The sequence below is a fragment of the Gordonia sp. p3-SID1431 genome (genome assembly GCF_025143765.1).
GTDB lineage: Bacteria > Actinomycetota > Actinomycetes > Mycobacteriales > Mycobacteriaceae > Gordonia > Gordonia hongkongensis.
This window is the reverse complement of the sequence record NZ_JAMBDT010000006.1, coordinates 73309-85853: the sequence shown is the minus strand read 5'-3', so window position 1 is coordinate 85853 and position 12545 is coordinate 73309. Positions and strand designations below refer to the sequence as shown.

Sequence of the window (12545 nt, the reverse complement as noted above, 5' to 3'; positions counted from 1 at the left end):
GGGGGGGGCGTCGTCGTGCGTGGGCGCACCCTGCTCTGAGGTCCACGCTGAAAACCGCCCTCCAGAGGGGCCCCAACGCCCTACAGTCCGCCACGCCTGTATGGAGCGTGGTTTCCAGCGGACGACCGACCCCACAGATATCAACTGTCACACAAATCCCACGTGTCACAGCGTGGCGTGCGGACAGGCCTCGCTGTGGCGTGTAAGAAACTCCTGAGGCGTTTGATACTCATGAGGCACGTGTGACTGACGGGGAATCGGTCACGACGCTGCGGGCGCCGGCGTACAGGGGCGAAGGAGTTCTGGAGAGTGATGCGGCGAAACAGTGGTACAGGCAGGGTCGACGCGCGACCGGCTGACGCAGGACAGGGTGACGCGCGCCCGGCCGGTCGTCGGGCGACCCTTCGCCCGGTGACGGCGGCCGTGGTCGCGCTGGCGACCGCCGCGGTGCTCGTCATCGGCAACGGTCTCGCCGGCGCCGAGCCCGCTCCGGCCCCGCCCGCGCCGCCGGCGTCGCCGAGCGCTCCGGCGCCCGCGCCACCGAGCTCGCGCGCCCCGGTCGCCCCGGCGTCGGTGCCGGCCGCCCAGCCGGCGAGGGTGACGAACACCTACTGGTACACCGACCGGCGGGTGGCCCTGTGGGTCTACTCGCCGGCGATGAACACCAACATCCAGGTGCAGATCCTGCTGGCCCGTGACTGGCACGCGAAGCCGAAGGAGAAGTTCCCGCAGCTGACGATGCTCGACGGCCTGCGCGCGCAGGACGATCAGAGCGGCTGGATCATCAACACCAAGATCGTCGACTTCTACAAGGACAAGAACGTCAACGTCATCCTGCCGATCGGTGGTGAGTCGAGCTTCTACACCGACTGGAAGGAACCCGACCGCGGGAAGAACTACAAGTGGGAGACGTTCCTCATGCGGGAACTGCCGCCCATCTTGGAGAACGATTGGCGCTCCACGGACGTCCGCGGCATCGAGGGACTCTCGATGGGTGGATCCGCGGCGATGATGCTGGCCGCGCGCAATCCCGGCTTCTACAAGTTCGCGGCGTCGTTCTCGGGGATCCTGCAGCTGAGCTCGTTCGGCATGCCGCAGGCCATCCAGTTCGCGGTGCGCGACGGTGGCGGCTACGACTCGATGAAGATGTTCGGTCCGCCGTCCGATCCGGCGTGGAAAGAGCACGACCCCTATCTGATGGTCGACAAACTGCAGGGCACGAGCCTGTACGTCTCCTCGGGCAACGGCATGGTCGGCCCGCACGACAAGCCGTCGGACATCCCGATGCTCGCGACCAACTATTCCGGCGTCGGACTCGAGATGCTGAGCCGCGTGACCTCGCAACAGTTCGCGATCCAGTTGAATCGCAAGGGGATTCCGGGCCAGGCGAACTACCGGCCGTCGGGCACCCACACCTGGCCGTACTGGGAGTTCGAGATGATGCAGGCGTGGCCGCAGGCCGCCGCGGCCCTCGGACTGTCGCGCGACGCGGTCGCATGCCGCGTCGACGGCGCCTTCCGCAAGGTCTGGGACGCCAACAAGGCGACGCTCGGGGGCTGCCTCACCCCGTCGTACCCGGTTGCCGGTGGCAAGGCACAGGACTTCGCCGGCGGACGCATGTTCACCGGCCCGAAGGGTCCGAAGATCGTCACCGGCGCGATCGGTGGCGCCTACGTCGCTGCCGGTGGACCGAGCGGACGTCTCGGCAAGCCGACGACCGACGAACTCCCGACCCGCGACGGCAAGGGCCGCGTCAACCACTTCGAGCATGGCCGGATCACCTGGACGGCGAAGGACGGCACCAAGGTCCTGAAGTGACGGTCAGAAGGAGGGGACGGGGCGCCGACGGTGCCCCAACCTCGACCCCACGTGTGTACGGCCTGAAACTTCGCTGAGGAATCGGACCGTTACCGCAGGTGGTGCTGGTGCGGCGGCCGGAACGGCCTCGCGCGGACGGTAGCCTGACGTGGTGTGCGATGCAGGGTGCCCCTGCGTTGCGATCGGCCGCAGGCCGGACGTGAGTGTCGCCGGACGAGACCGTCCGGCGGTGCGTTGATCTCGACCCGAAAGGTTCGGCAGGAAGTGGCGATGACAACGAAGTGTGTGCGGCTGGTGCTGGCCGTGACGGGCCTCGCTCTCGCGCTCGGGTCCGTGTCGGCCTGCGCCGATGACTCGACGGCGAGTGCGCCGATCACCAACAACCCGGTCACGACGACGTCGCTGTACTCGGCCGCTCCGTCGACGAGCGCGTCGCAGGGGTCCACATCCGAGGAGACCACCCCGTCCACGCCCGGCGGCACGTCGGACCTGCCGGCGACCGAACCGAACCCCAGTACGAAGGTCCCGGCCAGCTTCCCCGGACCCAGCGGCCAGCCGCTCGACGACAAGGCCCGCGCGTATCTCGCCGCGTTGAAGCAGCAGGACGTCACGTTCATGGGTGACAACGACAATTCAGTGGCCCTGACGATGGCGAAGTACGTCTGTGGAGCCAAGCAGAAGGGCACCGACCCGAGCATGGTGAAGGCCTTCGTCACCGCCTCCGTGGGTCCGGGGGCGGACAACGTCGAGGAAGCGAACTCGAAGGCCGACAAGGTCATCCGCGCGGCCGAACAGCACTACTGCTGACGTGGCCGCTCGACGCAACGCCGCGGGCCGCACCCGGAAGGGTCCCGTCCGGCGGCTCGGCGCCTTCGCGCTGCTCCTCCTCGCGCTCGCGGTCATCGCGATCGTGCTCATCGTCGTGCTGGTCCTGGTGTGGCTGGCTCCGGGACCCGCGCCGATCGGCCCCGGCGGGCCGTCGACGACCCCGCCGTCGAAAGAACGGCCGGATGCACAGCCGGCGGACTGCCCGGACGTCCTGACCGTCGTCGTGCCCGGGACCTGGGAGTCGAGCGCCGACGACGATCCGTACGCGCCGTCGGCGAATCCGAACTCGTTGATGCTGCGCGTGTCGCGTGCCCTCTCGAATGACTTCGACTCGTCCCGCAGCGAGATCTACACCGTTCCCTACACGGCGCAGTTCCGGAATCCGACCAACCTCGCCGACCGGCAGGCCGACTACAACGTGTCACGCACGCAGGGCTACAAGCGTGCGGCGGGCAAGATCATCTCCACCAACGAACGCTGCCCGCTGACGAGCTACGTGATCATGGGATTCAGTCAGGGTGCGGTCATCGCCGGCGATCTGGCCAGCAACATCGGCAACGGCCGGGGCGTGCTCGAGGACGGTGACCAGGATCTCGTGCTGGGCGTCGGGCTGATCGCCGACGGTCGGCGCCAACCTGGTGAGCAGAACGACATCGAGCCGAGCCCGAACGGCGTGGGTGCCGAGATCGCGCTCGGTGGCATGGGCAACCTCGTTCCCGGCATCTCCATGACCGGCCCGCGCACCGGCGGTTTCGGCGATCTCCGCGACCGGGTTCAATCCATCTGCGCCCCGGGCGATCTCATCTGTGACTCGCCGACGATCGTCAACCCGCTGGCGGCGGTGTCGAAGCTGACGAACGCGGCGTCGAATCCCGTCCACGCGATGTACGCGACCACCCGCTACTGGGAGAACGACGGTCAGACCGCGACCCAGTGGATGTACGACTGGTCCAAGGATCTCATCGAGGGCGCACCCCAGCCGAAGCACAACTGACCGGCAACCTGCCGGTCACGGCTGGCCGGATAGAAGCGTCTCCAGACGCGACTCACCCGACCGCCCGCATCGTCGAACTAACCGGCCGGTAACCTCTTCTCGCGGCTGCGGCCGATTCGTTTGGCGGCGCCGTCACGCTGCATTAACGTGTTGGGCTGGCCCGAGGAACACCGCAGTGCGCCGCAGACGCCGCACGCGACCTCACCAGCCGGCGATCACGATGAGAGGACAGCGATGACGCAACCCCCGAGCGATGCCGGTGCCACCTCGGCCGGATTGCGGAAGTTCCGCTTCGGCGCGGGTGGTGAGGGCAACAAGGACGAGGGCGGTGCCCGCAAGTTCGTCAAGCTGGCGCAGACGGCCGAGGAATACGGCTACGACACCTTCGCGGTGCCCGACCACCTCGGCAACCAGGTCGGTCCGCTCGCGGCCCTCGGCGCGCTGACGCAGGCCACCAGCACGATCCGCCTCGCGACCTCGGTGCTGGCCAACGGCTGGCGTCATCCCGCCCTCCTCGCCAAGGAGGCCAACACGATCGACGTCCTGAGCAGGGGACGACTCGAGTTGGGCATCGGCGCCGGGTGGATGAAAGAGGAGTTCGACAAGGCCGGCATCGAATTCGAGTCGCCCGGCGTCCGGATCCGTCGCCTCGACGAGGCGCTGACCGTCCTCGACGGCCTGATGCGCGGGGAGACGGTGAACTTCGACGGCGAGTTCTATCAGATCAACGGCCTCGAGGGCAGTCCACGGCCGCGGCAGGGACCGCGTCCGCCGATCGCCGTCGGCGGCGGTGGACCCAAGATGCTCGCCCTGGCCGCCAAGCACGCCGACATCATCTCCGTCGCGCCCGGCACCACCACCGACGGCAAGATGAAGCTGTCCGACATGACCATCGAGAAGACCGCCGAGCGTGTCGACCGGATCCGGCAGGTCGCCGGCGACCGGTTCGACGAGCTCGAACTGAACTGGACGATCGCTGTCATCGTCATCACCGACGATCGGGTCGCCACCGCCGAGATGGCGCTGAAGGCGCTCGAACAGGGCTATCCGCCCAACATCGCGCACGACACCGAGTTCACCGTCGACGACGTGCTGACCTCGCCGTACATCGCGATCGGGAGCTTCGACGAGATCGCCGACCAGATCCGGGAGGTGCGCCGCCGCACCACCATGTCCTACGTAGGGGTGTTCCCCACGCAGATGGATGCTTTTGCGCCCGTGCTGGCGCAATTGAAGGGGGAGTAGGATGGCCGACGGTCTCGCGAGTCAACAGCGAGGTGACGGGGCGGTGAACCCGGGGGCGCGCGTCGAAGGGCGACGCGCGCTCATGCGAAGCCGAGCATGACGAACGCGAGTTTTTTCGTTGGGTAACTGGACGTGCGCTACCGTATCCCGCGGTCGGCACAGGACGTGGACAGCAGGACTGCGTGGTGGTGTCGTCAAGACCTCGCCGGAGAACTGCGCCCGCGTGGGGGAGTCCACGAGGGGGCACAGGAGTAATGAATGCTGAGTACTGAACTCGAAGACTTTCTCGATGAGACCGGGAACATCTCTTTCACCGAGGAAGCGACCCTGGTCGACTATGTCGAGCAGAACGTCCGCGAACAGGCCGACACACTGGCCTACCGGTTCATCGACTACAGCCGCGAACGCGATGGCGAGCCCCAGGATCTGACGTGGGCGCAGTTCGGCAAGCGACTCCGCGCCGTTGCAGCACGTCTGCAGCAGGTCACCAAGCCGGGCGACCGCGTGGCGATCCTCGCGCCGCAGTCGCTGGAGTACGTGATCGGGTTCTTCGCGGCGCTCTACGCCAGCAACGTCGCCGTCCCGCTGTTCTCTCCGGACGAGCCCGGACACACCGACCGACTGCACGCGGTCCTCGACGACTGCAAGCCGACCGCGATCCTCACCTCGACGAAGTCCGCCGAGGCGGTGCGTGACTTCTTCGCGCCGCTGCCGGCCAAGGAGCGTCCGCGCGTCATCGCCGTCGACGCCGTCCCGGATTCGGTCGGGTCGAGCTGGGTGGCACCGGTCGCCGGTCAGGACCACAACAAGGACACCGTCGCCTACCTGCAGTACACCTCGGGTTCGACGCGCGTCCCGGCCGGTGTGGAGATCACCTATCAGGCGGTCGCCGCGAACGTGCTGCAGATCTCCGACACCATCGGCATCGATCGCGAGGCCCGCGGCGTCACCTGGCTGCCGATGTTCCACGACATGGGTCTGCTCACCGTGATCCTGCCCGCGCTCGGCGGCCGCTACATCACGATCATGAGCCCGCAGGCATTCGTGCGCCGTCCCGGTCGCTGGATCAAGGAGCTCGCCGCCGCCGCCGACGGCGCGGAGACCTTCGCCGCGGCTCCCAACTTCGCCTTCGAGCACGCCGCCGCGCGCGGTCTGCCGAAGGAGGGCGAGGAGCTCGACCTCTCCAACGTCATCGGTCTGATCAACGGGTCGGAGCCGGTCACGGTCAGCTCGATGAAGAAGTTCAACGAGGCGTTCGCGCCGTACGGGCTGCCGAAGACGGCGATCAAGCCCTGTTACGGCATGGCCGAGGCCACGCTGTTCGTGTCCGCGACGCAGCGCGAGAACGAGGCGAAGGTCGTCTATGTCGACCGCGACGACCTCAACGCCGGCAGTTTCACCCTCGTCGAGTCCGACGCGCCCAACGCGGTCGCGCAGGTGTCGTGTGGTCAGGTCGCGGTGAGCCAGTGGGCCACCATCGTCGACACCGAGACGGCGACCGAACAGCCCGACGGCCATGTCGGGGAGATCTGGTTGCACGGTCTGAACATCGGCGCCGGCTACTGGAACAAGCCGGAGGAGACCGAGGAGACATTCCACAACAAGCTGGTCACCCCGCTCCCGGAGAACAGTCACGCCGAGGGTGCGCCCGCGGACGCGATCTGGATGCGCACCGGCGACTTCGGGGTCTGGCTCGACGGTGAGCTCTACATCACCGGGCGAGTCAAGGACCTGGTGATCGTCGACGGCCGCAACCACTACCCGCAGGACCTCGAGTACAGCGCGCAGGAAGCCAGCGACGCGCTGCGCCCCGGCTTCGTCGCCGCGTTCTCGGTGCCGGCCAATCAGTTGCCGGGCGAGGTGTTCGAGTTCGCCGGCAGCGGCTTGAAGCCCGACACCGACGACGCGTCCGAGCAGTTGGTCATCGTCGCCGAGCGCGGACCCGGCCGCAAGGCCGACCCGCAGGAGGTCGCCGACACCGTGCGTGCCGCGGTGGCCCAGCGTCATGGCGTGATGGTCCGTGACGTCCTGCTGGTCCCGGCCGGCTCGATCCCGCGCACGTCGTCGGGCAAGATCGCGCGGCGCGCGACCCGTGCGGCCTACATCGACGGCAGTCTCCGGGGCGGCTACAAGCAGACGGCGTTCCCGGACGCCGAGTAGCGAATCTGCGGACCCGGGCGGGGTGAGTGCGTCGAGTTGCCGCGCCCGGACACCCCGCGGGCTGATAATGCACCCGGCACCAGTTCAGGTGCCCCGAGATCAGTAGTCTGGAAGCGATGTCTGAACTGAATACCGACGAGGCCCGCAGTATCGATTCCGCCGCGGCCGGCACCGACGGCGAGACCGCCGGTGACCTCACTGTCGACCAGCTTCGTGATTGGCTGCGCGAGTGGGTGTCACAGGCGACCGGGCTCCCCGTCGAGCAGATCGCCGTCGACCGTCCCATGGAGGAGCTCGGTCTCTCGTCCCGCGACGCCGTGGCGCTCGCCGCCGACGTCGAGGACAAGACCGGGGTGATCCTCACCGCGACGGTCGTCTACAACCATCCGACGATCGCCACGCTCGCGCAGCGCATCATCGAGGGCGACCCCGACGAGGGCGCCGACGGCGACGCGGACACCTTCTGGCGGCGCGAGCGCACCGCGGACGACGACATCGCGATCGTCGGGCTGTCGACCCGGTTCCCGAAGTCGGGCACGACGCCCGAGTCGACGTGGGACGCGCTCATCGCCGGCGTCGACGGTGTCTCGGACCTGCCCGCGGATCGGTGGTCGGAGTTCCGGTCCGATCCCCGGCTCGTCGAGATCCTCGACGCGGCCAACACCAAGGGCGGCTACCTCGACGACGTCCGCACCTTCGACGCCGACTTCTTCCAGATGAGCCCGCGCGAGGTCGAGATGGTCGACCCGCAGCAGCGTCTCGCGCTCGAGCTGACCTGGGAGGCACTCGAGCACGCGCACATCCCGCCGAGCGATCTCAAGGGCGCTCCGGTCGGTGTGTTCATCGGCTCCTCCACGAACGACTACCAGCTGCTGGCGACCCTCGGCCTGAGCGAGGGCGCCGAGGACACCGCCGCGTATGCGCTGACCGGCACCTCCACCGCGATCGTCGCGAACCGGGTGTCCTACTTCTACGACTTCCGCGGACCGTCGATCGCCCTCGACACCGCGTGCTCGTCGTCGCTGGTGGCCGTCCATCAGGCCGTCCGCAGCCTGCGGACCGGCGAATCCGACCTCGCGCTGGCCGGCGGCGTCAACCTGATCATCAACCCGGCGGCGACGCTCGGTTTCGACAAGATCGGCGCCCAGGCGGCGGACGGACACGTGAAGGCGTTCTCCGCCGACGCGGACGGATTCATCCGCGCCGAGGGCGGCGGACTGTTCGTCCTGAAGCGACTGTCCGACGCGCGTCGTGACGGCGACGACGTCCTCGCGGTCATCGCGGGCTCGGCGGTCAACAGCGACGGTCGCTCGAACGGCCTGCCGGCCCCGAACCCCGAGGCGCAGGTCGACGTCCTGCGGGACGCCTATGCCGACGCCGCGATCGATCCGCGCACCGTCGACTACGTGGAGGCCCACGGCACCGGGACCATCCTCGGCGATCCCATCGAGGCCGACGCCCTGGGCCGCGTGGTCGGTCGCGGACGCCTCCCCGGCTCGCCGATGCTGCTCGGGTCGGTCAAGACGAACTACGGCCACATGGAGTCGGCCGCGGGCGCGGGTGCGCTGGCCAAGGTCGTCCTCGCGATGCAGCACGGCACCATCCCGGCGTCGCTGAACTACAGCGGCCCCAACCCGTACATCCAGTTCGACGCCAACAATCTCAAGGTCATCCCGGAGGCCACCGAGTGGCCGCGCTATTCCGGTCATGCCGTCGCCGGTGTCTCCGGATTCGGTTTCGGCGGCACCAACGCGCACGTCGTCGTCCGCGAGGTGCGGCCCGAGGATCTCGCGCCGGAGTCCGCGCCCGCAGGCGATGCGGGCGCATCCGAGTTGCCGGCGTCGGCGTCGCTGCCGGGAGAGCCTGACCGTTCCCCGCTGGTTGAGCCTGTCGAAACCGATGATGAGTTCCTCACCGAGGCCGAGCGCGCCGTGCTCGCCGCGCAGGCGAAGAACATCGATCCGGTGATCGAGGAGACCGCGCCGGATCCGACCGCCGGGTTCGCACCGTGCGCGGTCGAGGGTTCGGTTGTGCCGCTGGTCATCTCGGGCTTCCTGCCGTCGCGTCGGCGCAAGACCGCCGCGGACCTGCTCGAGTGGCTCGAGTCCGACGAGGGACGGTCGACGCCGCTCGCCGACATCGGCCGCGCGCTGGCACACCGCAATCACGGACGCTCGCGCGCCGTCGTCATGGCCCGTACGCACGACGACGCGATCACCGGTGTCCGCGCGGTGGCCGAGGGCAAGAGCAATCCGCTTGTCTACTCGTCGGATTCGCCCGACGCCGCGTCCGCGGTCTGGCTGCTCTCCGGCTTCGGTTCGCAGCACCGCAAGATGGCCAAGCAGCTCTACACCGAGAATCCGATCTTCGCCAAGTACGTCGACCGGGTCGACGAGCTGGTGCAGAACGAGCTCGGGTACTCGATCGCGGAGATGTTCGTCGACGACGAGCAGACCTACGGCATCGAGCAGAGCCAGGTCGGCATCTACACGATCCAGGTCGCGCTCGCCGACACCCTGCGGCACCACGGCGCCGAACCCGGTGTGCTCGTGCCGCATTCGATGGGCGAGGCTTCGGCCGCGTACATCAGCGGCGGTCTCTCGCTCGAAGACGCGACCCGGGTGATCTGCCAGCGCTCGCGCCTGATGGGCGAGGGCGAGTCGATGCTCCAGGGCGACGACATCCGCCTGATGGCGCTCGTCGAGTACAGCGCCGAGGACATCACCGACGTCCTCACCGACTACCCCGACCTCGAGATCTGTGTCTACGCCGCTCCGACGCACACCGTCATCGGCGGACCGGAGTCGCAGGTCGACGCCATCGTCGAGCGTGCCGAGAAGGAGGGCAAGCTCGGACGCAAACTGGCGACCAAGGGCGCCAGCCACACCTCGCAGATGGACCCGCTCCTGGGCGAGCTGGCCTACGAACTCACCGGTATCACGCCGTTGCGGCCCACCACCGGGTTCTACAGCTCGGTCGACCGCGAGGTCTTCTACCGCGCCGGTCACGAACCCGTCCACACGATCGACTACTTCACCAAGGGGCTGCGCCACAGCGTGTGGTTCAGCCAGGCGATCGCGAAGTCGGTGGAGAACGGCCACCGCACCTTCCTGGAGCTCTCGCCGAACCCGGCCGTTCTGATCTCCGTTGCCGCGGTGACCTTCTCGGCTGGGCTGCACGACGCCGAGCTCATCGAGACGCTGCGGCGTAAGGAGGACGAGAGCTACGGACTCGTCAACGCGCTGATGAAGCTCTACGTGCACGGACATCCGGTCGACGTCGCGTCGCTGTTCGGTCGCGGTGGTCACGCGGCCATTCCGCGTACCCGCTTCGAGCGCAAGGAGTTCTGGCTCACCGCGAAGATCTCCTCGGGCGGCTCGGCCGGCACGGTCCCGGGATCGCACGTGGCACTGCCCGACGGCCGTCACGCCTGGGAGGTCAAAGCGGTCGCGGTCACCGATCCGCGTGAACTGGTGCGTGCCGCGGCGGCCCAGGTCCTGGCGAATGCGGCTGTCGGGGCGTCGGTCGCGCACAGCGCCATCCCGGCATCGGGAACCCTCACGACGACGCTGAGCCCGCATCCCGGCGGTGCGGCGGTGACCGTGCACGCCAAGGCGGACAAGAACTTCCAGCTGTTGTTCGAGGCGGCGGTGACCGGCGACCTCGACGACACCGCAGGTGAGGTCACGGCCGCGCCGGCAGCCCCGGCACGGTCCGGTGCCGAGGTGTTCGCCGATGACACGGTGGTCGTCGAGGACGACGTCGTCGACGACATCGGCAACCGATGGAACCCCGAATCCGGTGAGACGGTGGGTGATCGGCTCGCGATCATCGTCGGCGAGTCCATGGGCTACGACCCCGAGGACCTGCCGCGCGAGATCCCGCTGATCGAGCTCGGTCTCGACTCGCTGATGGCGGTGCGGATCAAGAACCGCGTCGAGTACGAGTTCGACATCCCGCAGCTGCAACTGCAGGCGATGCGCCAGGCGAACCTCGCCGACGTCGAGAAGTTCGTCGACTTCGCGGTGACGCATCGCGATCAGCTCGACGATCTCGCCCAGAATGCCGCCGGCGGTGGCGAACTCGACACCGCGGCGCTCAATGCCTACATCGACGAGCAGAACGCCGGCGGTGGTGAGTCGGCGGCCTCCGCACCGGCCGGTCAGTCCGACGAGCCCGGCGAGCAGTCGCCGGAGCCGAAGCGGCACATCGCCGAGGATCTGGCCGACGTCGAGCAGGCGGTCGCGAACTCGCCCGAACCGGAGGTGTCGTCACGCGAGGAGGCGGTCGAGGAGTCGGCCGCTCCCGCGGCAACCCCGAAGCCGGCCACCGACATCACCTCGCAGCGGGCCGTCGCCGAGGCGGCCGGCTCGGACGTGCCGCCGCGGGATGCCGCCGAGCGCTTGACCTTCGGCACGTACGCGGTGGTCACCAAGGCCTCGGCCGGCGGCATCTTCAACAAGCTGCCGGTGCTGTCGGAGGACGTGGCCCAGCAGCTCACCGATCGCCTCAACGAGCGCACCGGCGGGGATCTCGACGTCGAGGACATCCTCGACTCCGAGACGATCGAGGAGATGTCGAACTACGTGCGCGAGCATCTCGATGCCGGCGCGTCGACCGACGGGTTCCTGCGCTACCTGCGCCTCGTCCCGGACGGCAAGAAGGTCTATGACCCGTCCGCCGGCGATCCGACGCCGATCCTGCTGTTCCATCCCGCGGGCGGGAACACCTCCGCCTACGAGGCGCTGCTGAAGCGTCTGCCGGCGGACCGGCCCGTCATCGGCTTCGACCGTGGAGTCGAGGGATCGATCGAAGACCGTGTGCGCGAATACCTTCCGCGCCTGCGTGAGCTGCAGCCGAACGGCCCGTACGTGCTGGTCGGCTGGTCCTTCGGCGGTGCGCTCGCCTATGGCGTCGCGCAACTCCTGCGTGAGGCCGGGGAAGAAGTTGCCTTCGTGGGCCTCATCGACGTGGTGCGCCCTCGCGCGGACATGACCGAGACGCCGGACAGCAAGCGGGCGCGGCTCGAGCGCTGGAAGGAGTTCGCGATCCGCAACTACGACCTCGACCCCGATGTTCCGATCCCGATGGATCGGCTCGTCGAGGCCGACGACGAGGGGCAGTTCGCGATCATCATGGAGATGATGTCGATGTCGGGCACCAAGATCCCCGGCGGCATCATCGAACACCAGCGGACCTCGTTCATCGAGAACCGCGTGCTGAGCAGCATCGCGCCGGAACCCTACGACGGCAAGGTCGTGCTGTACCGGGCCGACAAGATGCACGCCGGCGCCGTCGAACTCGAACCGCAGTGGGCCGAGATCGACGAAGACGGCCGCTGGGGTGAGGTCGTCGACGACCTGGAGATCATCCACGTCGGCGGTGACCACCTCTCGATCGTCGACGAGCCGTACATCGCCAAGATCGGCAACGACCTGGCCGCGCGGGTCGGACGGCTCGATGAGCAGTAGCGGCACGGCTGCTCATCGTCAATCAGTGG

General features: G+C 68.3%; 6 protein-coding genes. All 6 read left to right on the top strand.

Annotated features, from left to right (window positions below; all coding sequences use genetic code 11):
- Window positions 1-312: 312 nt before the first annotated feature.
- Complete coding sequence (locus tag M4D77_RS03315; protein WP_065631252.1) at window positions 313-1818, top strand: alpha/beta hydrolase-fold protein; 1506 nt, start codon at window positions 313-315, stop codon at window positions 1816-1818.
- 270 nt (window positions 1819-2088) lie between these two features.
- Window positions 2089-2625 (top strand): DUF732 domain-containing protein, encoded by a 537-nt coding sequence (locus M4D77_RS03310; protein ID WP_137809882.1) that lies wholly within the window; start codon window positions 2089-2091, stop codon window positions 2623-2625.
- Window position 2626: 1 nt separating this feature from the next.
- On the top strand, window positions 2627-3640 hold the full coding sequence (locus M4D77_RS03305; RefSeq protein WP_259935548.1) for a cutinase family protein: 1014 nt from the start codon (window positions 2627-2629) through the stop codon (window positions 3638-3640).
- Window positions 3641-3874: 234 nt separating this feature from the next.
- Window positions 3875-4885 carry an LLM class F420-dependent oxidoreductase gene (locus M4D77_RS03300; RefSeq protein ID WP_068970993.1) on the top strand — a complete coding sequence of 337 codons (1011 nt, stop codon included), beginning with the start codon at window positions 3875-3877 and terminating at the stop codon, window positions 4883-4885.
- Between the two features lie 258 nt (window positions 4886-5143).
- Window positions 5144-7045, top strand: a complete 1902-nt coding sequence (fadD32, locus tag M4D77_RS03295) for a long-chain-fatty-acid--AMP ligase FadD32 (RefSeq protein ID WP_137809883.1) — start codon at window positions 5144-5146, stop codon at window positions 7043-7045.
- Between the two features lie 116 nt (window positions 7046-7161).
- The gene (gene pks13, locus M4D77_RS03290) at window positions 7162-12516 is read left to right on the top strand and encodes a polyketide synthase Pks13 (RefSeq protein ID WP_259935547.1); all 5355 of its coding nucleotides are present in this window, start codon (window positions 7162-7164) and stop codon (window positions 12514-12516) included.
- Window positions 12517-12545: the final 29 nt, after the last annotated feature.